Origin of the sequence: Alkalibacillus filiformis (genome assembly GCF_030814115.1) — a bacterium.
In the GTDB taxonomy this organism is placed as follows: Bacteria; Bacillota; Bacilli; order Bacillales; family Alkalibacillaceae; genus Alkalibacillus; species Alkalibacillus filiformis.
Genome location: NZ_JAUSUP010000001.1, coordinates 374219 through 399654 on the forward strand (window position 1 = coordinate 374219; position 25436 = coordinate 399654).

The window sequence follows — 25436 nt, forward strand, 5'->3', positions numbered from 1 at the left end:
CAATAATATCACTTGAAAGGGGGTGAAAAGATGAACGGGATGATGGCATTGATGCCAATGATGCAACCTCAAACCTTTACTAACAAAGGTTCAGTTAAGCAAGAAGACTCTACAGGGTTTAAAGATTTACTCGGTAATAAATTTGCACAGTCGATGGACGATGTAGATTTAGAACAACTTGAAGGTGAATTATTAACAGAATCAGATCTTGTTAAATTACTGACTCAACTTACAGATTTAATTGAAGATGGTGATGTGAATTTAGATGAATTGTTAGCCTCTTTATCATCAGAGGAAATTGAACAAATGCTTAATAGTTTGGAAGAATTACTAACAGAGCAATCAGATTTTTTGGATGAGTTGGATAGTGATCTGATCCATACTTTAGGGCAACTTTTAACTGAAATACACTATAACCTTCAAGATGAAGTCTCAGAAAAAGATCAGGAGTTGAACATGCTAGACTTATCTATCCATGGTGGCCAGCTGATACATCATAACCATAAAGGTGAACCATCTCATTTAGATAAGAAGTTAGAACAAGTTGAACGGTTGTTATCGAGATTGGTTGGGAACTTAGTCAGTCAAAATCAACTTTCACAGCAACAAACTAATAGTCAGTCAAACGAAAGATGGACTCAACTTTTACAACAAATAAAGAGCAAAGTTGAGAACACAAACTCACAGATCAACCAAACGAACCAACAATCAATTAATTCAATTAAACAGTTATTGCCCGGTTTGTTAAGTCAGGGAAATGGTAGTTCAGAACAAACTAGTATGATGCAAAGAAATGGAGATTTTAACTTTGAACAGTTGAATATGTCAAAGTTAGAGCAGTTCACAGTTCATGTATCTCGTGCCAACAGTAGTCAGTCAAGTCAAATGAGTAACCAGCAACAAATAATAGAACAACTTCAAAAGATTATGCAATCAACTCAGTTTGGACGAGCTAATGGTGCAAACAACTTAACCATACAGCTTAAGCCAGCGAACTTAGGTCAAATGACATTGCAATTTACACAAATTGATGGACAAATGGCAGTGAAAATATCTGTGATGTCTACTGCTGCAAAAGAGATGTTAGAAAGTAACTTGAATCAATTACGACACTTATTTCATCCGAACCAAGTTGTTATTGAACGTCAAGTCGACCAAACAAATACTGATTTTACGAAACAACAACTAAAAGATGAAAATCAAGAGTCAGATGAACAACCTTATGAAGATGACAAAGAAGAAGAGCTACAAGAAGAAAATACTTCCGTTGAATTCAAAGACTTTTTATTCCAAGAGGAGGTGTAGTAGTGAAAATTGATGAATCATTAATGTTAAATCAACAGTCCCAATCACGTCAGACGAATAATGATGATCTTGGTCGAGATGCTTTCTTGCAAATTTTAATGACACAATTAACAAACCAGGACCCATTAGACCCGATGGATGACAAAGATTTTATTGCACAAATGGCAACCTTTTCTCAACTTGAACAAATGACAAATATGGCTAACGATTTTACCGGCTTTATGGAAAATCAAAGTTATTCAAACTTCTTACAGTATTCAAACTTAATTGGTCAAGCTGTTAATTACGGTGAGTTTAGTGATGGAGAACTAGAAGAAGAGTTAAGTGCAGTTGTTCAATCGGTCAGAAAAGAAGGCGACGGCATTATCATCTCTTTAGATAATGGTGAAGAAATAAGTGCTGAAGAAGTCACTCAAATCGGCCAAGTGGACGCAAACGATGAAGGTGACTCAAATGAATAAAATTAATCCTGGTTTACATCAACAGCCTTTATCCATTACGAATGCAAATACCAAACCTAAAAGTAAATCTATTCAAGGCGAGTCGTTTAAAACCGTCTTTGAAAATGTTTCTAATGAAGGCGTAAAAGTTAGTAAGCATGCTCAAAAACGGATGGACGAACGAAATATCCAAATTAGTGAGAAGCAGTGGGAACAAATAGAACAAAAAATGACTGAAGCTAAAGAAAAAGGTGTTACAGAATCAGCAGTGGTTTTGTCTGATGCCATTTTACTTGCTAGTACTAAGAATGAAACGATTATAACAGCAATGGATCGTCAAGAAGCAACTGGTCATTTATTTACAAACGTAAATGGTACGATTGTTTTATAAAATTTTATAAGCAAATTGGCTGGACCGAAAGGAAGCCAATAAAACTGCTGAGTGACAGAGGCAGTGATGTTAAAGTATTTAAAATCGAAAGGATGAAGCTTAATGCTACGTTCAATGTATACAGGTATATCAGGTATGAATGGTTTCCAAAACAAGTTAGATGTTGTTTCAAATAATATCGCCAATGTTAACACATTTGGTTATAAAAAAGGGCGCCAAACATTTTCTGATTTAATGAGTCAAACAACACAAGGTGCTACTGGTCCAGTAGGGGATGGCCAATTAGGTGGTCGTAACCCGATGCAAGTTGGGTTAGGTTCAAATACAGGAAGCATCGATAATATTCATACTCAAGGAAACCGTCAAACGACAGATCGACCATTAGACTTAGCGGTTGAAGGTGATGGTATGTTTGTCGTTGCAGAAAGAACGGTTAGTGGTGATGGTGCAGAAGTTGATATTGATCCCAATGATGGTGATCAAATCAATTTCACACGTGCAGGTAACTTTTACTTAGATGAGGAAGGATACATTGTTAACGCCAATGGCCAATATTTAGTCGGTGAAGTGGATGGTGAACCTGGTAGAATTAATATCCCTGAAGGTGCACAGAGCTTTAATATTGGTGCTGATGGAACAGTGAATTACGTTTCTGATGAAGGTAATTCTGAGGAAGCTGGACAAGTTATGTTAGCAAACTTCTCAAACCCAGAAGGATTAGAAAAGGTTGGTGGAAACAATTATGCACTAACTGGTAACTCAGGCTTAATGGGTGAGGACGATGATTACCTTAACATTCCTGGTCAAGGTGGTACAGGTAACCTTTATGCAGGTGCTTTAGAAATGTCTAACGTTGACTTGGCTGAAGAATTTACAGAAATGATTACCTCTCAAAGAGGGTTCCAAGCTAATACACGCGTTATTACAACTTCAGATGAAATCCTTCAAGAGTTAGTTAACTTAAAACGATAAGGGGGGAGGGGCTAACTTCGTTTAGCCCCCAATTCATCATATGATTACAGTTACTAGATTAAACGGCGATCCGTTTGTTCTTAACGCTTTATACATAGAGAAAATACAAGCTTTACCGGATACGACAATTACTCTATCAAACGGTAAAACTTATTTTGTCCAAGAATCTGTGGATACAATTATTCAATATTCAACTGATTACTATAAAAGAGTTGGATTTGTAGATCTCCAAGCGAAAGTAGTTGATGAAAATGACGAAACCAATTAAGATAATGCTCACCTCTTTAATCTCGCTAACTATTATAGGAATAGTAGCTATAATTTTACTAGTATTTGTAGATTTCAATGAGAACATAGATGGTGAAAGAACGATTGGTGAAATGGCAGAAAGTTCATTTGTAACTAATGAAATTACAACCGATTTATCAGATGGAAGTTTTGTAAGAATCCAATTTAGGGTCGTAACAGATAATCAAAATACTAGTGAGCAGCTTCAAGAAGGTGAGTCCTTTATGATTAATGATGCAATTATTCAAGAGTTGACCGTTTTAGAAGGGGAAGATTTTAGAACAAACCTTGATCGTGTGAGAGATGAAGTGGCCACTGCATTAAATGATCGGTTAGATGAAGGAGAAGTGACCGATATTTTCATTACTGAAAAAACGGTTCAGTAAGCTCGGCACTCCGATATGGAGGTGAAAAAATGTCAGAAGATGTATTATCCCAAGGAGAAATAGATGCGCTTCTCTCAGCAATCTCAACTGGTGAGATGGATGCTGAAGAGCTTAAAGAGCAGCAAACTGATGAAAGAAAAATAAGGGATTATGATTTTAAAAGAGCACTACGGTTTTCAAAAGACCAAATCCGTGGGTTAACTAGAATTCATGAAAACTTCGCTAGATTGCTGACTTCTTTTTTTGCAGGTCAGCTTAGATCATACGCTGAGGTAACAGTTGCCTCAGTTGACCAAGTCCCTTATGAAGAATTTGTACGATCAATGCCACAACGCACGATATTAAATATATTCTCAGTTGAACCTTTAGAAGGCAGGCTAATGTGTGAAGTTAATCCAAATATAGCTTATGCAATTTTAGATCGCCTTTTGGGTGGTGAAGGTCAAAGTGAGAACAAAGTAGATAATTTAACTGAAATCGAAAGCCGAATAATGTCCAGGTTGTTTGAACGAGCATTTGAGTCATTAGAAGAAGCATGGGGCAGTATGGTTGAAATTGATTTAACTTTAGAAGAGTTTGAAATCAATCCCCAGTTTATTCAAATGGTATCCCCAAATGAAACTGTAGTCGTTGTCTCTTTAAACGCAACAATTGGTGAAAGTTCGGGTATGATGAACATATGTATTCCTCATATGGTGTTAGAACCGATTATCACAAAGTTATCCGTTCACTACTGGATGCAAAATGAATCAAGCAAAAGTAACCCAGAAGATTATGAACATATAGCATCTAACTTAAACCAAGTAAATGTTGATGCTAAAGCAGTGTTAGGTGAATCATCAATCTCTATTGAAGAATTTTTGAATCTGAATAAAGACGATGTAATTATGTTGAATCAGAAAATTGAAGAACCATTAAAATTATTTGTTAATGATGAACCTAAATTCTATGTACAGCCTGGTAAAAAGAAGCGTCATATGGCAGTACAAGTTTTAGGAGAAACAAGGGGTGAAGATGATGAATAATAATGATGATATGCTTTCACAAGAAGAAATTGATGCCCTTCTAAATGGGGGACAAAATGATGCTGAAGAAGATTCTAGCGAACTAAAACAGGGTGTAGATTCAGCTGATATTTCGAATGTTTTATCAGATATTGAAGTAGATGCGATTGGGGAGCTAGGTAATATCTCATTTGGAAGTTCTGCTGCAGCTCTTTCTTCTTTATTGAATCAAAAGGTAGAAATTACAACACCAATCGTATCGGCTATTAATAGTGATTCTCTAGGTGACACTTTTCCTACTCCACACGTGGCGGTAAAAGTAGATTATACAGATGGGTTTAAAGGTACCAATTTGTTTGTCATAAAAAGCATAGATGCAGCTATTATTGCTGATCTAATGTTAGGTGGAGATGGCACGTCACCTTCAGAAGAGCTTGGTGAAATTCAATTGAGCGCAGTACAAGAAGCGATGAATCAAATGATGGGTTCTGCAGCGACAAGCATGTCTTCTGTATTTAATAAGAGAGTAGATATTACACCGCCAGATACAACGCTGCTAGATGTTGAGTCGGGTGAAGGTACTGATTATATCCCAAATGAAAGCGAGCTTGTTAAGGTATCATTCCAATTACAAGTCGGTACGTTAATTGACTCTAGTATTATGCAGTTACTACCAATAGATTTCGCTAAAGAGTTTGTTGATAACCTGTTGAATATAGATGATGAAGCAGGCCAAGATGAGTCTTCAGATAACCAAGGGAGTATGACTAATGTAGAAGAGGAACATTCAGTACATACTACAAAAGAACGTAGTGACCATGTAAACAATCAAGAAACAACTCAACACATCGGACAAAAAGCGTTTCAACAACAAAGTGATCACCAGGTTGAAAAGGCAGAGTTCACAGATTTTGGCGGGCAATCGCAACTAGATTCTAGCGAAAAGCGAAACTTAGATTTATTGATGGATATCCCTCTAAATGTACAAGTAGAGTTAGGGCGATCAAGCAAGAGTATTAAAGAAATATTGGAGCTAAGCACTGGATCAATTGTTGAATTAGATAAATTAGCTGGTGAACCTGTTGATATTCTAGTTAACAATAAATTAATTGCTAAAGGTGAAGTTGTTGTCATCGACGAAAACTTCGGTGTTAGAGTATCAGATATATTAAGTCAATCAGAAAGAATACAAAAATTAAAATAAATTATTATAGGGGGAAGTTAAAATGAGTAATAAAATTTTAATTGTAGATGATGCAGCATTTATGAGAATGATGATCAAAGATATTCTAGAAAAAAATGACTATGAAGTAGTTGGTGAAGCAGAAAATGGTCAAGAAGCAGTTGATCAGTATAAAGAGTTGAACCCAGATTTGGTTACTTTAGATATTACAATGCCTGAAAAAGATGGTATTGATGCTCTTAAGGAAATTATTAGTCATGATGGTGAAGCAAAAGTAGTGATGTGTTCTGCAATGGGTCAACAAGCGATGGTAATTGATGCAATTCAAGCTGGAGCAAAAGACTTCATCGTAAAACCTTTCCAAGCTGAACGTGTGTTAGAAGCAATCGGCAAGGCATTAAGTTAAATTGTGAAGGTTGATTAGTTATGAAGTTGTTGAGAATTTTGTTAGTTTCAATTTTATTTATAACCTTATTTAGTTCATATGAAGAGATTACATTTGCGAATGAAGAATGTGATGGAAGTGTTTCTGATTGTCTGGAAGAATTTGATTCTGGTGTTACTAATGATGGAAGCGATGAACAACAGGAAGAAGAGTCGCCGCCAGCGGTAACGAATAATGAGCAAAGTGAAGAACAAATGGGCCAATCGAATCGCTCATTATTTCTCGATTTCTTAAGGATGATTGCAGCACTTGTCCTTGTGTTAGCTTTAATTTTTGTTGTTTTAAAGTTTGTACAAAAGCGTACAAGGATCTATCAACAAACACAATCGTTAGAAAATGTAGGTGGCATTGCACTCGGTAATAACAAATCAGCTCAAGTCGTTAGGGTTGGAAATGAGTACTATTTATTAGGTGTTGGAGACAACGTAGAAATGTTAACTAAAGTTGAGGATGAAGCAACTATTGAACAGTTATCACAATCTCATGAAGAATCATCTAGCAATATTTCATTTCAATCTGTGTTACAAAACTTTCAAAACCGTAACCGAAACCCATATCAAGAACAAGAGACTAAGAATCAGTTTAAGACTGAGTTAGAAACGATGAAAAACTCAAGAAAAAGAATGATGAAACGTTATCAAGATAAGGATGGAACAAAAGATGAATGAGTTTGTAAACATGTTTTCAGAAAATGACCCAGGAGCTATTGCTACGTCCGTACAGTTATTAATTTTATTAACTGTTCTAACATTAGCGCCTAGTATTTTAATCTTGATGACTTGTTTTACTAGAATTATTATTGTTCTATCTTTTGTTCGTACGTCATTAGCGACTCAACAAATGCCGCCAAATCAAGTGTTAATAGGTTTAGCCTTGTTTTTAACTTTTTTCATTATGGCTCCAACATTTTATGAAGTTAATGAACAAGCATTACAACCGTTATTTAATGAAGAAATCGCATTAGAAGAAGCTTATGATGAAGCAAGCATTCCTTTCAAAGAGTTTATGTCTCAACATACGAGACAACAAGACTTAGCTTTGTTCCTTGATTATTCTGGTGCAGAAACGCCTCAATCAATAGAAGATATCCCGCTTACAGCATTGGTTCCTGCTTTTGCCATTAGCGAGTTAAAAACGGCTTTTCAAATGGGCTTTATGATCTTTATACCGTTTTTAGTCATTGATATGGCTGTAGCGAGTGTCTTAATGTCAATGGGGATGATGATGCTTCCACCAGTTATGATCTCATTACCATTTAAAGTCTTATTATTTGTAATTGTGGATGGCTGGTATTTAATTACCCATTCAATTTTAGAGAGTTATATATAGCGATAGGAAGAAGGAATATGTATGACACCAGACATGGTCGTGTCACTTGCTGAACGTGGCATTTATACTATTTTAATAGTTGTTGGTCCTTTATTATTAATAGCATTATTCGTCGGACTAACTGTTGCCATCTTTCAGGCTACAACACAAATCCAAGAACAAACGTTAGCATTTATCCCTAAAATTGTCGCAGTCTTTGTTGGGATTGTTATTTTAGGCCCTTGGATGCTGCAAAGAATGATTGAGTTTACCGTAAGTATTTTTAATAATATATCACAAGTAGTTGGTTGACATGCTAGAATTATTAGATTTCACAAGATTACCAGCTTTTTTTCTAGTTTTAGCTAGACTTGCTGGCTTTTTCTTTTTAGTTCCTTTATTTTCATATCACACTATACCAATGATGCACAGAGTTGGGTTTGTTTTTGTTTTATCTTGGATTATGTACTTATCGCTTGATGTTCCTGCTATGCTATTTGATGGTCAGTATGTATTACTCTTACTTAAGGAAGTTACAATCGGTATTTTAATTGCCTTAATTGCTTATCTCATATTAGCTGGTGTACAAATTGCTGGTGGGTTTATTGACTTTCAAATGGGTTTTGCGATTGCTAACGTCGTAGACCCGCAAACTGGTGTTCAAAGTCCAATTATTGGTCAGTATTACTATATTTTTGCTTTGTTATTACTTGTTGCTACTAATGCGCACCATTTACTAATCGATGGTATTTTTTATAGTTATCAATTTATAGGATTCCAAGATATGATTCCAATACATAATGAGGCGTTTCCTGAGTTTATCATTATGACGATGTCAGGAATGTTTTTACTCGCATTTCAAATGGCGATCCCGATTGTTGGAACATTATTTTTAGTTGATGTTGCACTAGGTATGATTGCCAGAACAGTACCACAAATGAATGTGTTTGTGGTAGGGTTACCACTTAAGATATCTGTAAGTTTTGTCGTGATCCTAATTTCTTTCAGCTTTTTTGGCTTACTTATTAGTGAATTATTTAATTACATGTTCCAGACGATGCGACAGCTTCTGGAGATTATGGGAGGGGCGTAATGTGGAACAATTACGCTTAAATTTACAATATTTCAACCAAGAAAAAACAGAAAAAGCAACCCCAAAAAAGAAGCAAGATTCTCGTAAAAAAGGTCAAGTCGCTAAGAGTCAGGATGTCAATACTTCAATATTGTTGTTTTGTGTTTTCGTGTTTTTATTAGTCTATGGATCCTTCATGGGAGAAATGTTAACGGGGGTTTATACGCAGAGTTTCACTGAATTTATTCATTGGGAACTTACTACGGATAATGTTGAACAAGTTTTTTTTCAATCAACAGTAGAAGGGGTAAAAGTAGTCTTACCAGTAATGATTGTAGCAATTATAGGCGCACTTATTGCCAACTATATGCAAATTGGCTTCTTATTTACTGGTGAACCTCTGAAGTTCGATCTGAAGAAAATTGATCCTTTAAAAGGCATTAAAAGAATATTCTCAGCTAGAGCCTTAGTTGAATTTTTAAAGTCTTTATTAAAGATTTCATCTGTTGGCTCCGTGTGTTTTACAATCATATGGTTTAATAAAGATGAACTCATGATGCTATCACAAAAAACAATTGGTGAGGCAATTTCTTTTTTCGGACAACTAACTATTATAATCGGTATTGGTGCAACGATTATGCTTATGATTGTTGCTGTGATTGATTACTTATACCAGAAATATGATCATGAAAAAAATATTAAAATGTCAAAACAGGATGTTAAAGATGAGAATAAAAACATCGAAGGTGATCCGTTAATCAAATCGCGAATTAAAGAAAGACAACGTCAAATGGCGCAACAACGAATGATGAGCGAAGTACCTACAGCGGATGTTGTGATTACAAATCCAACGCACTATTCTATAGCTTTGAAGTACGATGAAGACAAAGCTGATGCACCTTTTGTTGTCGCAATGGGTGTTGATTACGTCGCATTAAAAATTAGAGAAGTAGCAAAGGCGAATGATGTTGTGCGAGTTGAAAATCGTCAACTTGCAAGAGGTTTATATTACGCTACAGAAATCGGAGATACAATTCCAGAAGATTTTTTCCAACAAGTAGCCGAGGTATTAGCATATGTTTACAAACTTGAAAAAAGAGCGAAGTAATGGAGAGGGTTTTTAGAAATGTCAGCAAGAGATTTATCGGTATTATTAGGTGTTATTTTAATTATTATTATGTTAGTCATTCCATTACCAGGGTGGCTTTTAAGTATTTTAATATTGACGAATATTTCTTTAGCTTTAATCGTCATTCTTGTCACAATGAACACGCAAGAAGCTTTAGATTTTGCAATCTTTCCTTCATTACTTTTACTCTTAACTTTGTTCCGATTAGGGTTAAACGTGTCGACAACTCGTAGTATTCTATCAGAAGCTGACGCTGGTAACGTTGTTGATACCTTTGGAGAGTTTGTAACAGGAGGTAACCCTTTTGTCGGTTTTGTTATTTTCTTAATCTTAGTAATTATTCAGTTTATTGTTATTACAAAAGGTGCAGAGCGAGTATCAGAGGTTGCAGCGCGTTTCACACTTGATGCGATGCCAGGTAAACAAATGAGTATCGATGCCGACTTAAATGCGGGTATGATTACTGAACAACAAGCTAAAGAGCGTCGTGAAAAAATAGAAAATGAAGCCGACTTTTACGGAGCGATGGATGGTGCGAGTAAGTTCGTTAAAGGTGATGCAATAGCTGGTATTGTCATTGTATTAGTTAATATTATTTTTGGCTTTATTATTGGTATGACGCAGTGGGGACTATCAGCTACTGAGACTGTCAATGTATTTTTACGTCTAACAGTTGGTGATGGACTTGTATCACAAATTCCAGCACTCCTTATAGCGACCGCAACGGGTATTATCGTTACGCGTGTCGCAGCTGAAGGTAACTTATCGCATGATGTAACAGGGCAATTATTCCGTTACCCTAAATTACTATACGTTGCTGGAGGTACAATTTTCTTATTAGGGTTTACGCCTATTCATTTCTTGTTGACAACAACAATCGCAACCATATTAGTAGTGGGTGGATTTTACCTAGACAGGTCTCAACAACAACAAAAACAAGCTTATGAAGAAGAGGAAAATGATCAGCAAACTGATGATCAAGAAGTTGCGACACCAGATAATGTCGTTGACTTGCTTAATATGGATCCGATTGAATTCGAATTTGGTTATGCGTTGATCCCAATAGCCGACGCTAATCAAGGTGGAGATTTACTAGATCGTGTCGTCATGATCAGAAGGCAAATTGCTTTAGAACTTGGGATTGTAATTCCAGTTGTTCGTATTCGGGATAATATTCAGTTAAATCCAAATGAATATCAGTTAAAAATCAAAGGAAATGAAGTAACAAAAGGTGAACTGTATTTAAATCATTATTTAGCGATGAGTCCAGGTATGGATGATGAGACTATTGAAGGTATTGATACTGTCGAGCCTGCATTTGGATTACCTGCTAAATGGATTAGTGAAGATATGAAGGATGAAGCTGAATTGTCGGGTTATACAATCGTTGACCCACCATCTGTAGTATCGACACACATTACGGAAGTTATTAAAAAATATGCAAGTCAATTATTAGGTCGTGAAGAAACACAGCAGTTGATTGATCATTTAAAACAAAACTACCCAACACTAGTTGAAGAAGTCACACCAGAACCATTGTCTGTTGGTGAAATTCAAAAAGTATTATCAAAGCTTTTAGAGGAACAAGTATCCATTCGAAACTTACCAATTATTTTTGAAACATTGGCAGATTACGGCAAAATGACGAATGATACTGACTTATTAGCAGAATATTGTAGACAATCCTTGTCAGTACAAATTACGAAAATGTTTGCTTCTAATGACTATAAGATGAAAGTTATTACACTATCTCCACAAGTTGAGAAGACAATTGCGGAGCACATACAACAAACAGAACACGGTAGTTTCATTTCAATGGATCCAGAAACACAACAAAAAGTGATCGAAACGATCCATCAACAAGCTAGCCAAGCATTTATTGATAATTCAACGCCAATATTGCTATGTTCTCCAGCTATCAGAAGGTATGTGAAGCAAATGATTGGTCGTTATTTAACAGATGTTGTTGTCTTATCTTACAATGAACTAGAACCAGACTTGGAAGTTGAGAGTGCCGGGGTGGTGAATATCTAATGAAAGTTAAAAAATATACAGCTCCGACAATGCCGGAAGTTATGAAATTAGTAAGAAAAGAACTTGGAAATCAAGCTGTAATATTGAATTCAAGAGAAAAACGGAGCAATGGGTTTTTAGGTCTGTTTAAAAAGAGAAATATTGAAGTTGTTGCAGCAGTTGATCCCAACCCTGTTTTAAATAAGCAAAGCAAGAACACTCAGGTTAGTTTTAAGCAAGAACAATCGCCAAATCTAAATGAAAGTTCGACTACAAAGAAAGAGTATGACCCTGATTTGCTTAAAGAAATCCGTGACTTGAAAGAACAACTGTCAAACCAGGAACAAACAGCTCAATACCCAGAAGTAATTGAAAAAGTTAATAGTCATCTGCAAGGTCAAGGGGTTTCTCAACCTTTAATTGATGAGTTAATCCAACCATTATTAGCTGAGTATTACTCCAACGGTCAGCATGAAGACTTAACAGTGTATTTTCAATTATTACAAGATCTAATAGCTGAAAAACTCAAACCGTCCATTGATTACCAACGAAATAGTTCAACGAAGAACCTTTTTCTCTTCGGACCAACTGGGGTAGGTAAAACAACAACCTTAGCCAAGTTGGCTGCTGATGCATCAATTAAACAAGGCAAAGATGTTGGGCTAATCACATTGGATACTTATCGAATTGCAGCTGTTGAGCAATTAAAGACTTATGCTAAAATTCTAAATTTATCTGTTGAGGTTGCTTATAATAGTGAAGATTTCGAAATAGCTAAAGAGAACTTAAGTCATAAAGATTTGATCTTTATCGATACGCCAGGACGTAATTTCCGTAAAAATGAGTACATTGAACAAATTCATCAGCTAATCGAGTTTGGTGAAGACGATGAATTATACTGTGTCCTTTCATTAACATCAAAAGAACAAGATATGGTCGATATATATAACAACTTCAAAGCCTTACCGATCAATCAAGTTATTTTTACTAAAGCTGATGAAACGAGTCTTTATGGACCGATTTTAAATCTTTGGAGCCGTTATGACTTTAAGATTGCTTATTTAACAACAGGGCAAGACGTTCCAGATGATATAGAAGAAGCGACGGTAGATAATGTTGCTCAATTGATTGCAGGTGAAAATGTATGGTGAGAGACCAAGCACATGATTTGCGAATGAGGATGAAAAAGCAACAAGGAGAGCAGGCACATACGATCGCAGTGTTTAGTGGTAAAGGTGGAGTTGGAAAATCTAACTTCGCCTTGAATTTCAGTATAGGATTAAGCGAACGAGGAAAAAAAGTACTTATTTTCGACTTAGATATCGGAATGGGCAACATTGATATTTTACTAGGACTCCAACCAAAACACAGTATTTCGACAATGTTAGAGAAAAATTTGCAAATTTCTGATATTATAGAAGAAGGAACTCATAACATTTCTTATATAGCTGCAGGAACAGGATTAAATGACTTTTTTCATTTAGACAGAGATAAGTATAATTACTTTATGCAGCAGTTACAACATGTTACTAATTCTTTTGATTATATTATATTTGATTTAGGGGCAGGCATGTCAGAGGAACACCTTGCATTTATTCAAGCAGCTGATGAGAGTATAGTTGTTACAACAACTGAACCTACTTCTATTACGGATGCATATGCAGCTATAAAACGGTTAATTGTACATAACACAAGGGAAGATTTAAAGCTATCATTGCTAGTAAATCGTGCAACAGATGAACAAGAGGCACAACTTGCTTATAGCAAGTTGAAAACGGTTGTTACTAAATTTCTTGATCACTCATTAAATTTTATTGGTTTTATACGCGAAGACTATACTGTTGTGCAAGCTGTAAAGAAACAAGTACCATTTTATAATTTTAATGAAAAAAGTAAAGCAAAAAAGTCGATGGACAATGTTGTAAATACATTTATGGATGAAGCAAAATCGACTACGCCTAAAAGACAGTTTATTAATCGAGTTAAGTCTATGTTTAGTAGAAAGGTAGATTAACATGCATAAGATTAAAGTTTTAGTCATCGATGATTCTGCCTTTATGCGGAAAGTAATATCAGACATTATTAATCAAGACAAATACTTAGAAGTAATCGGAACTGCGCGGAATGGTGAAGATGGATTAAAAAAAGTTAAACAATTAAATCCAGATGTCATTACATTAGATATCGAAATGCCAGTAATGGATGGGTTAACAGCCTTAAAGTTAATCATGGAAGAGCAACCAACACCTGTTATTATGCTATCAAGTTTAACTTATGAAGGGGCTAATAGTACGATTACGGCGCTACAACATGGAGCAATTGATTTTATTAATAAAACTTCTGGACCGATTTCATTAGACTTAAATACTGTTAGTGAAGATATTTGTACAAAAGTTAAACAAGCAGCTACTGCTAATATTAATAGAACCAACTCACCAAAAGAAGATCACCATAATTATACAGAAGTAAAAACACAACAGTTTAAACATAATGAAACAATTGTAGCAATCGGTGTATCAACAGGGGGGCCAAAAGCTTTACAACAGGTTTTGTCACAATTACCCAAAGAAATAGATGTACCCATTGTAATCGTTCAACATATGCCAGCGAAATTCACAAAATCATTAGCAGAAAGGCTAGATCGACTTTCAGACATTAATGTTAAAGAAGTACAAAATGGCGAGTTATTAAAAAATGGGTATGCTTACATTGCACCAGGAGATTACCACTTACAAGTAAAGCAAATCGGCCGCTCTTTAGCTGCAGTTGTTGAACAATCAGAACCAATTAATGGTCATCGTCCATCAGTTAATCGTTTATTCGAGTCAGTGGCAGAGTTAAAGTCGTATAATAAAGTTGGCGTAGTATTAACCGGTATGGGTAGTGATGGTACAGCGGGAGCGAAGGTGCTAAGGGAAAAAGACCCATCAACATATTTAATTGCAGAATCCTATCAAACGGCTGTCATTTACGGTATGCCTAAATCTCTCGCAGAAAATGTTAATCCTAATTTAATTAAACCGATTCACCAAGTTGCTGATGCACTAATTGAACTGGTTGAACGGTAAGGGAGGCGGACTTATGGAATCCAATCAATACTTAGATATTTTTATTGATGAAAGCAAAGAAAACTTACAAGTTGTTAATGATGAACTATTAAATCTAGAGAAAGACTCTACTAATCTAGCGATTGTAGATGAAATCTTTAGAGCGGCTCATACGTTAAAAGGCATGGCTGCAACAATGGGATACGAAGATTTATCCGACTTAACACACAAAATGGAAAATGTTTTAGATGCAATTAGGCAAGAACAAATAGCTGTTACAACTGAAGTGATGGACGTTTTATTAGATTCTGTTGAATACTTAGAGCATATGATTACTGATATTGCTGAAGGTGGTACTGGTGCAAAGGAAGTCGATACAATTGTCACAAAGCTAAAAGCAATTGAATCAGGTGAGACCGTTCAAGATCCAGCCAGCGAAACGACAGTGACTCATTCTGTTAGCAATGCTTTATCTATTGATCAATTCGAAAGAACAGTTTTACAACAGGCTAAATCAGATGGGCAGTTTATTTATCAAATTAAAGTAGCATTATCTGAAGATTGTTTATTAAAAGTTGCTAGAGTATATATGATATTTGAAGTTTTAGAACAAAGTGGAGAAGTTATTAAATCAGTTCCAACAGTGGATGCATTGGAAAATGAAGAATTTGACCAGCATTTTGACTTGATTTTAGTTTCGTCAGAATCATCTGAGGATTTAAAAGCTAAAATATTGAAAGTGTCTGAAGTATCACAAGTTGATGTTGATCCATTTGATTTTGAAAGCAGTTCTCCTAAAGCTGATGTCAAAGAGGAAATATCAGCGACTGTCGAACACTCTACAAGTAGTTCACAACAAACAGAAGAATCAGATGAACCTAAAAAGGCAGCTGGTAATAAAACTATTCGTGTTAATATTGAGCGTTTAGATGCTTTAATGAATTTATTTGAAGAAATGGTAATTGACCGAGGACGTTTAGAACAAATATCTGAAGAGTTAGATCACAGTGACTTAAAAGGTACAGTTGAAAGAATCTCAAGAATATCAGGCGATCTACAAAATACTATTTTAACGATGCGTATGGTTCCGATAGACCAAGTATTTAACCGTTTCCCTCGGATGGTTAGACAACTTACGCGTGACTTAGGTAAAAAAATAGACATGCAAATTGAAGGTGCTGAGACAGAACTTGATCGTACCGTTATTGATGAGATTGGTGATCCTTTAGTTCACCTAATTCGTAACGCTGTAGATCATGGAGTAGAAACTCCTGAGGAAAGACAACAAGCTGGAAAAGATGGGCAAGGACAGCTTCTCTTAAAAGCTTTTCATAGCGGTAATCATGTATTTGTACAGATTAAAGATGATGGTAAAGGTATTAATCAGGAAAAGGTTCTTGCTAAAGCAATAGAAAACGGAGTCATTACTGACGAACAATCCAGTACTTTAACAGGTAAGCAAATAAATGAATTGATTTTGGAAAGTGGTTTTTCAACAGCACAAGAAGTGTCAGACATTTCTGGTAGAGGTGTTGGTTTAGATGTTGTGAAAAGTACAATAGAATCTTTAGGAGGTTCGATTGAAATTGAATCTGAACTAGGTCAAGGAACAACATTCACGATCCAACTTCCATTAACACTATCCATTATATCTGTCATGCTAGTCGTAATTGAAAATGAGACGTATGCTATTCCATTATCTTCAATTATAGAAACAGCTGTTATTAAAAAATCAGAGATTATGAAAGCACACAATAAGGAAGTAATTGATTTTAGAGGAAACATAGTACCTTTAGTTGACTTGAAAGAAGTGTTTGAAGTTCCAAGTGAAAAGCAGACGGGTGATGAATTTTATTCTGTTGTCGTCGTTCGAAAAGGGGATCAAATGGCCGGTTTAGTCGTAGATTCTTTCATCGGACAACAAGAAATTGTACTAAAAGGCTTAGGAAACTACTTATCTAATATTTTTGCCATTTCAGGAGCAACAATCTTAGGAAACGGTGAAGTTGCTTTAATAGTTGACAGTAATGCTCTTATTAAATAAGGAGGAATGATCATGAGTGAAGTGATACAAAACGAAAAAGTCATCGTTTTTCAATTAAAAGATGAAGAATACGGTGTTCCAATTGAGCATGTTGGTTCGATTGAGAGGATGCAAGGCATTACACGTGTACCACGTGCTCCACGTTTTGTAAAAGGTGTCATGAATTTACGTGGGGTTATTACACCGATTATTGATTTAAGGGAGCGGTTTAACTTAGAGCAAGAAGAATATACCGAGAGCACTCGGATTATTATTGTGACGATTGGTGATCAAAGCGTTGGAATGATCGTCGATGCTGCTAACGATGTAGTTGATGTTCCGCAAAATCAAATTGAACCCTCACCAGAAGTTGTTGGTTCAGTGAGTGCTGATTATATTAAAGGGGTAGCAAAGATTGGTCAAAGACTTTTAGTATTGCTAAACCTCGATAAAGTATTATCAGAAGAAGAGTTTGATCATTTATCTAAGGTGAAATCATAATTTGTAAACGTGAGGTTCTTAACATGGAAGGTTATTTTGAACGTATACATTTAGATGTCTTAAAAGAAATTGGAAACATAGGAGCAGGCAATGCTGCAACAGCTTTATCAAGTCTGATTAATCGAACAGTACAGATGACCGTTCCGGTTGTTAATATCGTTTCATTTGATGAAATGATGATGGAAGTTGGAGGTAAAGATGAGGTTCAAGCGGCTGTTTTTGTCCAGGCAACCGGGGATATATCAGGAAGTATGTTTTTTATGGTTCCGCCAAAAGAAGCTGACTTATTTACTCAAATGATGATTGGGGAACAATCAAAAACAGTCTCAAGTGGTGATGAACTAGCAACATCAGCATTTTTAGAATTAGGTAATATTTTAACGGGGTCCTATTTAAGAGCGCTATCTGATTTTACTAATTTAGATGTCAATCAATCTGTACCACATGTAGCTATTGATATGGTAGGTGCTATGTTAACTCAAGGACTACTTGAAATTTCAGTTGCTTCTGATCAAGCTATTATGATTGAAACCATTCTTCATGACATAGATGGACTGGACCGCGAGTTGAAAGGGCATTTCTTCTTGCTTCCTAACCCAGATGCTTATGCAACTATTTTTGAATCACTAGGAGTTAAACCATTATGAATCAACAAGTTTTGGAAGTTGTTAAAGTTGGGATAGCAGATTTTAATATTGCCAAACATCCACAAACTATTATGACAGCTGGATTAGGCTCATGTGTAGGACTTATATTGTATGATAACTTTTCAGATATTGCGGGCTTAATTCATGTCATGTTACCTGATTCAACTATGGCAAGAAATAAGTCATTTAAAGAAGGGAAATTTGCTGACACTGGTATAAAAGCATTAATTGAACAACTTGAATTCAAAGGTGTTAGAAAGTCTAGTCTTAAAGCAAAAATGGCCGGCGGTGCTCAAATGTTTAATGTTAAAAGTGAGAATGAAATGATGAAAATAGGATTTAGAAATGTTGAAGCAGTGAGAAAGCAACTTAAACAATATAACATACCGATTGTTGCTGAAGATGTAGGTGGTAATCGAGGGAGAACGGTCGAATTCATGATTGATGAATCTTTACTTAAAATTAGGACAATTCAAGAAGGTGTGACATATATATAATGGTCGGCTCAGTTTGGCATAATGTTGTTTTATCAACATTTATTAGTGTTTATGTTTTTTTATTATCACTGACTAATAATACACCGCAACATTCATTAATTAGGGCTATTATTACTTTGATTTTGGCATTTTTAATAACTTATATTTTTCGACGAATCATCACTTATATATTTGAAACAAAAACTGTTTCTCAACAAGGCGAACATAAAGAGAATGTTCAAGAAAACAAAGAACCAGTAGAACATATAGAAGACCAAGAAGAGAATGATGAAATGAATTCAACCGAAACAGCAAAGCATATTCGTAATTTAATGAATGAATAACAGCGAGAAAGTAAATCTTGGGGGTCCGTCAAATGAAAAAAACTACGTCCTCTCTGTCAATGTTATGGAATAAGTGGCAAGAAAATAGAGATCAAGAAGCTGGTAATCTATTAGTGGAACATTATATGCCGTTGGTAGATTATCAAGTCAATAGAATTCACACTCATTTACCTAAAAATGTAGAGAAACAAGATGTGAAAAGCTTAGCATTTATGGGGTTAGTCGATGCTTTGGAAAAGTTTGAAACAAAGCGTGACTTAAAGTTCGATACATATGCTTCCTTTCGAATCAAAGGAGCGATCATTGACGGCTTAAGAAAAGAGGATTGGTTACCACGTTCTGTTCGTGAAAAATCAAAAGAAATTGAACAAGTTTATGAAACTTTAGAACAGAAGTTGCAACGAGAACCAACCATTGACGAAATCGCTCATACAATTAGTACGCCCCCTGAAGACGTTGCTGAGGTTATGAAAGATACGTTGTTTGCGCATGTACTATCAATCGAAGAAAAAACAAGTGAACAGAATGACGAACAGCGAGAAAGTTTAAGAAACACGATACCAGACACCCATGAATTAACACCTGATGATCAACTGATAAGAAATGAAGATGTTGAGGAATTGTTGAATGAGATGGAAAGGCTAAACGACAATGAGCAAATCGTTTTAAGCTTGTTCTATAAAGAAGAATTAACCCTAACAGAAATAGGTGATGTCTTAGAGTTATCGACATCACGCATTTCACAAATTCATAGTAAGGCAATTGCTAAGTTGAAAAGGTTATTAACAGCATGATTAAGGGGTGAAGGGTGTTGGACATATCACAGTTAATAGATGTTGAAGTTAATGACAATCGTATGATCGTTTTTATCGAAGTCAATAATAGTTATCTTTCTAGTATTGATTTAGAAGAAGAAATCGATATTGCTGAATTTATTACTCCTCCAAATATTATTGACTTGCTTCATAAAAATGAAATTGAATACGGGATTGACGAAGAAGCAATTCACCAATTTTGTGAAGAGGTTTTAAACAATGAAGATAAAACATTAGATCCCTCTAAAATTGAAGTAGCTAGAGGTATTGAAGCTGAAAATGGTAAAGATGGGTATATTGATTACCATGTAAACCTTAATGCAAAGGTAGATGTTGATGGAGAGATGCATAAGATCGACTTTAAGGAAATGATGCAAATCCCTATTGTTGAAACAGATGACCCGTTATTAACCTTTATAGCTCCGACAAAAGGTATACCTGGTATTAATGTTTATAATAAAGAGGTTGAAGCGAAACCAGGTAAAGTTGTAACAATTAAAGCTGGGGAAAATACAAAACACATTGAAAATGATCAAACAATATATGCGACAGATAGTGGACAAGTTACCCTTACTGAGAAAGAAATTAAAGTATTGCCAGTTTATGAAGTGAACAAAGACCTTGATCTGACAATAGGTAATATTGAATTTAATGGCTCTATTGTAATTAAAGGAGATGTGCCAGAGGGCTTTACTTTAAATGCTAGAGGAGATATTACAGTTAAAGGTATTGTTGAAGGTGCTTACTTAGAAGCGGGTGGTTCTGTTTTTATTGAGGAAGGGATTTCTTCTCAAGGAAAAGGTAAAATTCGTGCAACTTTAGATATAAAGGCAGGTAATATAAACCAAGGAAATCTAGAAGCCGGTCGCAGCATATACGTTAATCAATCAATACTACATAGTGAAGTAATTGCTCGCGAATTTGTATCTTGTTACAAAGGTCATATTATTGGCGGTTCGATATCTAGTGGTCAAATAATTGAAGCCAATGATATAGGTAATCGTATGAGTTCCAAAACACAACTGTATTTAGGTGAAAATAAAAAAGTAGTTGAAAAGAAATCTTATATAGAAGAGCGAATGAAAGAACTTGTAGAACAGTTAAAAAAATTAAAAACGATCGGTAGCAAGATGGAGCAGTTACAAGAATTACGAGAATTAAGTAGTAAAGAGAGAATTACTCTTTTAAGACAGAAGCGTTCTTATGAGAAAGCGAAATTAGAATTAAGTGAATTAAATGATGAATATTCTATTTATACTCAGAACGATATGAATTATAATGAAGAAAATTTACCCAAGGTGACAGTTCATGGTATAATTTATCCAAATGTAGAAGTCAAATATAGTAAGTATGCAAAAGTATTCAGTCAAGAAACTAGTAAAGTTTCAATTGTATATGAAAATCATGATTTTTCTATAAATCCACTATAGAAAGGGTCGGTTTTAATGAGTTGGAAAGCTGTTGAAATGCAAGTGGCTCTCCCAAGAACCCAAGATGCTAGTCAACTTCAAGACCAATTACAACAACGCGGCCAATTAATGCAAGATCAAATAACGCAAGAACAACTGCGTGAGCTTGAACGAAAAAGAAAAGCAGTTCTAGAATCTGAACAAACTGAGCAAATCGACAATGAAGACGAAAACCAGAAAAGTAAAGCAGAAACTGGTGCGAACAATCATAATCAAGCTGAAAGTAAGGATCGACGTGGGACAAACATTCCTCACCCTTACTTAGGTAATCGGGTAGATTTTACAAAGTAAACAATATTAGGTGGTATGGAAGTTGGAAATCATTTACTTAGTTCTACATGGAGTAGCTTTGTTCGCGATATTTTGGTTGTTTATCCAATTAAGGCAATCGAATGAAGCGGAACAGCAATCAGAACAAAGAGTTCAAGAGATTGAGGATTTATTTAATTCATATTTATTAGAAATAAAAGATGAAAATAAAAAACTGCTAGAACAGCTATCTAGAGTAGAGCAAACTAATCAACACCCTTCAATAGCTAACAACGACCAAGATCAACCGAGCAACAAAATAAGTGTAGAGGAACGTGAACATAACGTTGATTATCCTTCTCTGTCAAAAGATGACTATGTCGAATTCGATTTAGATCATGTCATCTCAGAACAGAAGGATCAATTAGAACTGAGCTCCCAAAAACAAGGTGATTATGAACAACAAAATACTCAATCAAGCCTACAAAATCAAGTACTCAACCTTATTAACCAAGGTTACTCAATAGAAACTACTGCAAAGAAATTAAATCTGGGTTATACAGAGGTTGAACTAATTGTAAAATTTAATCATAAAATGACTATTTAATACTTGCTACGCCAAAACAGTTGTGATATATTTACTTTTGGTGTTAATACACACGTTTGTGGATGTAAGTAAAGGTGCTCATGATTAGTGAGTTTTGCTTATATATGAAGCAAACGGAGGAAAAAAACCATTAGGAGGATTTTATTATGTCAGCTATTTCAATGAAACAGCTATTGGAAGCTGGTGTTCATTTCGGACACCAAACACGCCGTTGGAATCCAAAAATGAAGCGCTACATTTTCACTGAGCGTAACGGCATTTACATCATTGACCTACAAAAAACAGTTAAAAAGGTTGATGAAGCATTCAACTTCATTAAAGAGGTTGCTCAAGATGGAGGTACAATCTTATTCGTTGGTACTAAAAAGCAAGCACAAGATACGGTGAAAGAAGAAGCGATCCGTTCTGGCATGCATTACATCAACCAACGTTGGTTAGGTGGTACTTTAACTAACTTCCAAACGATCGAAAAGCGTGTTAATCGCCTTAAAGATATCGAGCGCATGGAAGAAGATGGTACATTCGATGTACTTCCGAAAAAAGAAGTTGTTATGATCTTAAAAGAAAAAGATCGTCTAGAGAAATTCTTAGGCGGAATTAAAAATATGGATGAGCTGCCTGATGCTCTATTCATCGTTGATCCTAGAAAAGAACGTCTTGCAGTTAAGGAAGCGCAAAAGTTAGATATCCCTATCGTAGCAATGGTTGATACTAACTGCGATCCAGATGAAATTGATTTCGTAATCCCTGCAAACGATGATGCAATCCGTGCTGTTAAACTTATTACAACAAGAATGGCAGATGCTATCCTTGAAGTAAAACAAGGTGAAGCGACAGAAGATGTTGCTGCAGATGCTTCTGGAGAACAAGAAGAAAAACAAACAGTTCAAGAGTAAAAAGGTTGTAGGTGATAAGAGGTAGGACCTTTTATCACCTTTTTTACAGCATGAGTTTTAGAAACATAATTATGTGGAACGATGTAAACGACTAAGTAAGTTTATATCAAATATAACTTCAAACATAAAATCGATCATTCCAAGGAGGAAGTATAATGGCAATTAGTGCGAAACTAGTAAAAGAGCTGCGTGAGAAAACAGGCGCGGGTATGATGGATTGTAAAAAAGCGCTTCAAGAAACTGACGGTGACCTAGATCAAGCTGTTGAATTTCTACGTGAAAAAGGTATGTCAAAAGCTGCTAAAAAAGCTGACCGTATTGCAGCAGAAGGTTCAACACATATTGTAACTGAAGGTAATACTGCAGTAATGATTGAAGTGAACGCAGAAACAGACTTCGTTGCTAAAAACGAGGAGTTCAAAAACTTATTAGACGTATTAGCTAACCATATCCTTACTCATAAGCCAGCTACTGTAGAAGAAGCGTTTGAGCAAAAGATTAACGGTGAAGAAACTGTAAGTGAATATATTACTTCTGCAATTGCAAAAATTGGAGAGAAACTTTCACTACGCCGCTTTGAAATCTTTGAAAGTGATGAAAACTCTGCAATTGGTGCTTACATCCATATGGGTGGTAAAATTGGAGTACTTGCTCAATTAGAAGGTACAACTGATGAGGACGTTGCAAAAGACGTTGCAATGCACGTTGCTGCAATCAACCCTGACTACTTATCTCGTGAAGAAGTAGATCAAGAAGTTGTAGATACAGAGCGCGAACGCCTAAAGCAACAAGCTCTAGAAGAAGGTAAGCCTGAGCACATTGTTGAAAAAATGGTAGAAGGTCGTCTAGGTAAATTCTTCGAAGATATTTGCTTACTTGACCAATCATTCGTTAAAGACCCTGATCAAACAGTGAAAAAGTACGTTGAATCAAAAGGTGCTTCAGTTAAAACATTCGTACGTTATGAAGTTGGCGAAGGAATGGAAAAACGTGAAGAAAACTTCGCTGATGAAGTAATGAACCAAGTTAAGAAATAACAAACTAATAAGAATAGGGGACACTTGGTGTGTTCCCTATTTTGTAAAGTAAAAATTACATCTTTACATAATGACGGAGGTAAATATGTCAACACCTGATTTCAAACGTATCGTATTAAAAATTAGTGGTGAAGCACTTAGTGGTGAACAAGGGTATGGAATTGACCCGAAATTTATTAAATCAATTGCAGATCAAGTTAAAGCTGTACACGATTTGGGAATCGAAATTGCAATTGTAGTCGGTGGCGGTAACATTTGGAGAGGAAAAGTTGGTAGTGAAGTCGGTATGGACCGAGCTAACGCCGATTATATGGGGATGTTAGCTACTGTTATGAATTCCCTCGCTTTACAAGATAGTTTAGAGAACTACGGAGTCGAAACTCGAGTTCAAACATCGATTGAAATGAGACAAGTTGCTGAACCTTATATTCGTCGCAAGGCTATGAGACACCTTGAAAAAAAGCGTGTTGTCATCTTTGCCGGTGGAACAGGTAATCCTTACTTTTCAACAGACACGACAGCGGCTTTACGTGCAGCAGAAATAGAAGCTGATGTTATTTTAATGGCAAAAAATAATGTCGACGGTGTCTATTCTGATGATCCAAAGCTTAATGCTGATGCATTTAAATATCATGAACTAAGCTTCATGGAAGTGTTAAATGAAGGTTTAGGTGTAATGGATTCAACAGCTTCATCTTTATGTATGGACAACGACATAGCATTAATAGTATTCTCTATTATGGAGGAAGGTAACATCAAACGTGTTGTTACTGGAGAAGAAATAGGAACAATTATTAGGAGGAAATCAGAATGAGTGATGCAGTAATTAAAGATTGTCGCGAAAAAATGTCTAGTGCGATTCAAGCGTTCTCAAAACAATTGTCTACAGTGAGAGCAGGTCGTGCTAACCCAGCACTATTAGATAGTGTTTATGTTGATTATTATGGTGCAAACACACCGTTAAATCAGTTATCAACTGTATCTGCTCCAGAAGCTAGATTACTTGTAATCACACCGTTTGATAAGTCAGCTATTGGTGACATGGAAAAAGCAATCCAAAAAGCAGACTTAGGTTTACAACCAAACAATGATGGTAATGTTATTCGTATTAATATTCCGGCACTTACTGAAGAGCGCCGTAAAGAGTTAGTAAAAATTACTCGTAAATATGCTGAAGAAGCACGTGTTCAAATCCGTAACATTCGTCGTGATGCGAACGATCAATTAAAGAAACTAGAGAAAAGCAGTGAAATTACTGAAGACGATTCTCGTTCCTATCAAGATGACGTTCAACAAGAGACGGATAAGCATATTGCTCAAATTGATCAATTGTTAGAAGAAAAGGAAAATGAAATTACAGAAGTTTAAACTTCTTACTTGGAAATTATA

Annotated in this window: 31 protein-coding genes; all 31 read left to right on the top strand. The window is 35.6% G+C overall.

The features are described 5' to 3' along the window. Positions 1 to 30 precede the first annotated feature (30 nt). Positions 31 to 1305, top strand: a complete 1275-nt coding sequence (locus tag J2R98_RS02090) for a flagellar hook-length control protein FliK (protein ID WP_307065639.1) — start codon at positions 31 to 33, stop codon at positions 1303 to 1305. A 2-nt stretch (positions 1306 to 1307) separates the two neighbouring features. Then, positions 1308 to 1766 carry a flagellar hook assembly protein FlgD gene (gene flgD / locus J2R98_RS02095; protein WP_307065641.1) on the top strand — a complete coding sequence of 153 codons (459 nt, stop codon included), beginning with the start codon at positions 1308 to 1310 and terminating at the stop codon, positions 1764 to 1766. Then, positions 1759 to 2136: a TIGR02530 family flagellar biosynthesis protein gene (locus J2R98_RS02100; RefSeq protein WP_307065644.1), complete on the top strand. Its 378-nt coding sequence runs from the start codon at positions 1759 to 1761 to the stop codon at positions 2134 to 2136. Before flgD ends, J2R98_RS02100 begins: the two co-directional genes overlap by 8 nt. A gap of 102 nt (positions 2137 to 2238) precedes the next feature. Beyond that, on the top strand, positions 2239 to 3108 hold the full coding sequence (gene flgG / locus J2R98_RS02105) for a flagellar basal body rod protein FlgG (RefSeq protein ID WP_307065645.1): 870 nt from the start codon (positions 2239 to 2241) through the stop codon (positions 3106 to 3108). A gap of 40 nt (positions 3109 to 3148) precedes the next feature. Beyond that, complete coding sequence (locus tag J2R98_RS02110; protein ID WP_307065647.1) at positions 3149 to 3376, top strand: flagellar FlbD family protein; 228 nt, start codon at positions 3149 to 3151, stop codon at positions 3374 to 3376. Then, positions 3360 to 3782 (top strand): flagellar basal body-associated FliL family protein, encoded by a 423-nt coding sequence (locus tag J2R98_RS02115; RefSeq protein WP_307065648.1) that lies wholly within the window; start codon positions 3360 to 3362, stop codon positions 3780 to 3782. Before J2R98_RS02110 ends, J2R98_RS02115 begins: the two co-directional genes overlap by 17 nt. Before the next feature lie 29 nt (positions 3783 to 3811). Then, positions 3812 to 4807, top strand: coding sequence for a flagellar motor switch protein FliM (fliM, locus tag J2R98_RS02120; RefSeq protein ID WP_307065650.1), 996 nt, complete (start codon positions 3812 to 3814; stop codon positions 4805 to 4807). Then, entirely contained in the window at positions 4800 to 5990 is a 1191-nt protein-coding gene (gene fliY, locus J2R98_RS02125) for a flagellar motor switch phosphatase FliY (protein WP_370871916.1), read from the top strand. The genes fliM and fliY overlap by 8 nt, the downstream gene beginning before the upstream one ends. Positions 5991 to 6012: 22 nt before the next feature. Beyond that, positions 6013 to 6375: a response regulator gene (locus J2R98_RS02130; RefSeq protein WP_307065653.1), complete on the top strand. Its 363-nt coding sequence runs from the start codon at positions 6013 to 6015 to the stop codon at positions 6373 to 6375. A 20-nt stretch (positions 6376 to 6395) separates the two neighbouring features. Further along, positions 6396 to 7082, top strand: coding sequence for a flagellar biosynthetic protein FliO (locus J2R98_RS02135; RefSeq protein WP_307065655.1), 687 nt, complete (start codon positions 6396 to 6398; stop codon positions 7080 to 7082). Continuing rightward, a complete protein-coding gene (gene fliP / locus J2R98_RS02140; protein WP_307065657.1) occupies positions 7075 to 7743 on the top strand; it encodes a flagellar type III secretion system pore protein FliP in 669 nt (222 codons plus the stop codon). Before J2R98_RS02135 ends, fliP begins: the two co-directional genes overlap by 8 nt. A 21-nt stretch (positions 7744 to 7764) precedes the next feature. Beyond that, a complete protein-coding gene (gene fliQ, locus J2R98_RS02145; protein WP_017185294.1) occupies positions 7765 to 8034 on the top strand; it encodes a flagellar biosynthesis protein FliQ in 270 nt (89 codons plus the stop codon). Position 8035: 1 nt separating this feature from the next. Continuing rightward, entirely contained in the window at positions 8036 to 8815 is a 780-nt protein-coding gene (fliR, locus tag J2R98_RS02150; RefSeq protein WP_307065661.1) for a flagellar biosynthetic protein FliR, read from the top strand. 1 nt (position 8816) lies between these two features. Next, entirely contained in the window at positions 8817 to 9902 is a 1086-nt protein-coding gene (gene flhB, locus J2R98_RS02155) for a flagellar biosynthesis protein FlhB (RefSeq protein ID WP_307065664.1), read from the top strand. Between the two features lie 18 nt (positions 9903 to 9920). Then, positions 9921 to 11957 (top strand): flagellar biosynthesis protein FlhA, encoded by a 2037-nt coding sequence (gene flhA / locus J2R98_RS02160; RefSeq protein ID WP_307065666.1) that lies wholly within the window; start codon positions 9921 to 9923, stop codon positions 11955 to 11957. Next, a complete protein-coding gene (flhF, locus tag J2R98_RS02165; protein ID WP_307065668.1) occupies positions 11957 to 13087 on the top strand; it encodes a flagellar biosynthesis GTPase FlhF in 1131 nt (376 codons plus the stop codon). Before flhA ends, flhF begins: the two co-directional genes overlap by 1 nt. Beyond that, the gene (locus J2R98_RS02170) at positions 13081 to 13950 is read left to right on the top strand and encodes a MinD/ParA family protein (protein ID WP_307065669.1); all 870 of its coding nucleotides are present in this window, start codon (positions 13081 to 13083) and stop codon (positions 13948 to 13950) included. Before flhF ends, J2R98_RS02170 begins: the two co-directional genes overlap by 7 nt. 1 nt (position 13951) lies before the next feature. Next, positions 13952 to 15004 (top strand): protein-glutamate methylesterase/protein-glutamine glutaminase, encoded by a 1053-nt coding sequence (locus J2R98_RS02175; protein WP_307065672.1) that lies wholly within the window; start codon positions 13952 to 13954, stop codon positions 15002 to 15004. A 13-nt stretch (positions 15005 to 15017) separates the two neighbouring features. Further along, positions 15018 to 17027: a chemotaxis protein CheA gene (locus J2R98_RS02180; protein ID WP_307065673.1), complete on the top strand. Its 2010-nt coding sequence runs from the start codon at positions 15018 to 15020 to the stop codon at positions 17025 to 17027. Positions 17028 to 17039: 12 nt separating this feature from the next. Then, entirely contained in the window at positions 17040 to 17507 is a 468-nt protein-coding gene (locus J2R98_RS02185) for a chemotaxis protein CheW (protein ID WP_307065675.1), read from the top strand. Between the two features lie 23 nt (positions 17508 to 17530). After that, the gene (locus J2R98_RS02190; RefSeq protein WP_307065677.1) at positions 17531 to 18154 is read left to right on the top strand and encodes a chemotaxis protein CheC; all 624 of its coding nucleotides are present in this window, start codon (positions 17531 to 17533) and stop codon (positions 18152 to 18154) included. After that, a complete protein-coding gene (locus tag J2R98_RS02195; RefSeq protein ID WP_307065679.1) occupies positions 18151 to 18651 on the top strand; it encodes a chemotaxis protein CheD in 501 nt (166 codons plus the stop codon). Before J2R98_RS02190 ends, J2R98_RS02195 begins: the two co-directional genes overlap by 4 nt. Next, complete coding sequence (locus J2R98_RS02200; protein WP_307065681.1) at positions 18651 to 18974, top strand: hypothetical protein; 324 nt, start codon at positions 18651 to 18653, stop codon at positions 18972 to 18974. Before J2R98_RS02195 ends, J2R98_RS02200 begins: the two co-directional genes overlap by 1 nt. 32 nt (positions 18975 to 19006) lie before the next feature. Beyond that, positions 19007 to 19768 (top strand): FliA/WhiG family RNA polymerase sigma factor, encoded by a 762-nt coding sequence (locus J2R98_RS02205; RefSeq protein WP_307065682.1) that lies wholly within the window; start codon positions 19007 to 19009, stop codon positions 19766 to 19768. A 17-nt stretch (positions 19769 to 19785) separates the two neighbouring features. Next, positions 19786 to 21219: a FapA family protein gene (locus tag J2R98_RS02210; RefSeq protein WP_307065684.1), complete on the top strand. Its 1434-nt coding sequence runs from the start codon at positions 19786 to 19788 to the stop codon at positions 21217 to 21219. A gap of 15 nt (positions 21220 to 21234) precedes the next feature. Further along, positions 21235 to 21549 carry a hypothetical protein gene (locus tag J2R98_RS02215; protein WP_307065686.1) on the top strand — a complete coding sequence of 105 codons (315 nt, stop codon included), beginning with the start codon at positions 21235 to 21237 and terminating at the stop codon, positions 21547 to 21549. A gap of 22 nt (positions 21550 to 21571) precedes the next feature. Continuing rightward, a complete protein-coding gene (locus tag J2R98_RS02220; protein ID WP_307065688.1) occupies positions 21572 to 22114 on the top strand; it encodes a DUF6115 domain-containing protein in 543 nt (180 codons plus the stop codon). Positions 22115 to 22260: 146 nt separating this feature from the next. Continuing rightward, a complete protein-coding gene (rpsB, locus tag J2R98_RS02225) occupies positions 22261 to 23010 on the top strand; it encodes a 30S ribosomal protein S2 (RefSeq protein ID WP_307065690.1) in 750 nt (249 codons plus the stop codon). Between the two features lie 155 nt (positions 23011 to 23165). After that, positions 23166 to 24047, top strand: a complete 882-nt coding sequence (gene tsf, locus J2R98_RS02230) for a translation elongation factor Ts (protein ID WP_307065692.1) — start codon at positions 23166 to 23168, stop codon at positions 24045 to 24047. A gap of 85 nt (positions 24048 to 24132) precedes the next feature. After that, a complete protein-coding gene (pyrH, locus tag J2R98_RS02235) occupies positions 24133 to 24861 on the top strand; it encodes a UMP kinase (protein ID WP_307065694.1) in 729 nt (242 codons plus the stop codon). After that, complete coding sequence (gene frr, locus J2R98_RS02240) at positions 24858 to 25415, top strand: ribosome recycling factor (RefSeq protein WP_307065696.1); 558 nt, start codon at positions 24858 to 24860, stop codon at positions 25413 to 25415. Before pyrH ends, frr begins: the two co-directional genes overlap by 4 nt. The last annotated feature ends 21 nt before the right edge of the window (positions 25416 to 25436 follow it).

Excerpts from the sequence above, each read along its gene's own strand:
- frr (WP_307065696.1), top strand. The coding sequence starts at position 24,858 with ATGAGTGATGCAGTAATTAAAGATTGTCGCGAAAAAATGTCTAGTGCG.
- fliY (WP_370871916.1), top strand. The coding sequence starts at position 4,800 with ATGAATAATAATGATGATATGCTTTCACAAGAAGAAATTGATGCCCTT.
- J2R98_RS02115 (WP_307065648.1), top strand. The coding sequence starts at position 3,360 with ATGACGAAACCAATTAAGATAATGCTCACCTCTTTAATCTCGCTAACT.
- J2R98_RS02205 (WP_307065682.1), top strand. The coding sequence starts at position 19,007 with ATGAAAAAAACTACGTCCTCTCTGTCAATGTTATGGAATAAGTGGCAA.
- flhF (WP_307065668.1), top strand. The coding sequence starts at position 11,957 with ATGAAAGTTAAAAAATATACAGCTCCGACAATGCCGGAAGTTATGAAA.
- flgG (WP_307065645.1), top strand. The coding sequence starts at position 2,239 with ATGCTACGTTCAATGTATACAGGTATATCAGGTATGAATGGTTTCCAA.
- J2R98_RS02170 (WP_307065669.1), top strand. The coding sequence starts at position 13,081 with ATGGTGAGAGACCAAGCACATGATTTGCGAATGAGGATGAAAAAGCAA.
- J2R98_RS02175 (WP_307065672.1), top strand. The coding sequence starts at position 13,952 with ATGCATAAGATTAAAGTTTTAGTCATCGATGATTCTGCCTTTATGCGG.
- fliM (WP_307065650.1), top strand. The coding sequence starts at position 3,812 with ATGTCAGAAGATGTATTATCCCAAGGAGAAATAGATGCGCTTCTCTCA.
- J2R98_RS02130 (WP_307065653.1), top strand. The coding sequence starts at position 6,013 with ATGAGTAATAAAATTTTAATTGTAGATGATGCAGCATTTATGAGAATG.
- J2R98_RS02100 (WP_307065644.1), top strand. The coding sequence starts at position 1,759 with ATGAATAAAATTAATCCTGGTTTACATCAACAGCCTTTATCCATTACG.
- pyrH (WP_307065694.1), top strand. The coding sequence starts at position 24,133 with ATGTCAACACCTGATTTCAAACGTATCGTATTAAAAATTAGTGGTGAA.
- J2R98_RS02110 (WP_307065647.1), top strand. The coding sequence starts at position 3,149 with ATGATTACAGTTACTAGATTAAACGGCGATCCGTTTGTTCTTAACGCT.
- J2R98_RS02200 (WP_307065681.1), top strand. The coding sequence starts at position 18,651 with ATGGTCGGCTCAGTTTGGCATAATGTTGTTTTATCAACATTTATTAGT.
- J2R98_RS02195 (WP_307065679.1), top strand. The coding sequence starts at position 18,151 with ATGAATCAACAAGTTTTGGAAGTTGTTAAAGTTGGGATAGCAGATTTT.
- J2R98_RS02190 (WP_307065677.1), top strand. The coding sequence starts at position 17,531 with ATGGAAGGTTATTTTGAACGTATACATTTAGATGTCTTAAAAGAAATT.
- fliP (WP_307065657.1), top strand. The coding sequence starts at position 7,075 with ATGAATGAGTTTGTAAACATGTTTTCAGAAAATGACCCAGGAGCTATT.
- fliR (WP_307065661.1), top strand. The coding sequence starts at position 8,036 with ATGCTAGAATTATTAGATTTCACAAGATTACCAGCTTTTTTTCTAGTT.
- J2R98_RS02090 (WP_307065639.1), top strand. The coding sequence starts at position 31 with ATGAACGGGATGATGGCATTGATGCCAATGATGCAACCTCAAACCTTT.
- J2R98_RS02180 (WP_307065673.1), top strand. The coding sequence starts at position 15,018 with ATGGAATCCAATCAATACTTAGATATTTTTATTGATGAAAGCAAAGAA.
- flhA (WP_307065666.1), top strand. The coding sequence starts at position 9,921 with ATGTCAGCAAGAGATTTATCGGTATTATTAGGTGTTATTTTAATTATT.
- rpsB (WP_307065690.1), top strand. The coding sequence starts at position 22,261 with ATGTCAGCTATTTCAATGAAACAGCTATTGGAAGCTGGTGTTCATTTC.
- J2R98_RS02185 (WP_307065675.1), top strand. The coding sequence starts at position 17,040 with ATGAGTGAAGTGATACAAAACGAAAAAGTCATCGTTTTTCAATTAAAA.
- J2R98_RS02135 (WP_307065655.1), top strand. The coding sequence starts at position 6,396 with ATGAAGTTGTTGAGAATTTTGTTAGTTTCAATTTTATTTATAACCTTA.
- tsf (WP_307065692.1), top strand. The coding sequence starts at position 23,166 with ATGGCAATTAGTGCGAAACTAGTAAAAGAGCTGCGTGAGAAAACAGGC.
- fliQ (WP_017185294.1), top strand. The coding sequence starts at position 7,765 with ATGACACCAGACATGGTCGTGTCACTTGCTGAACGTGGCATTTATACT.
- J2R98_RS02215 (WP_307065686.1), top strand. The coding sequence starts at position 21,235 with ATGAGTTGGAAAGCTGTTGAAATGCAAGTGGCTCTCCCAAGAACCCAA.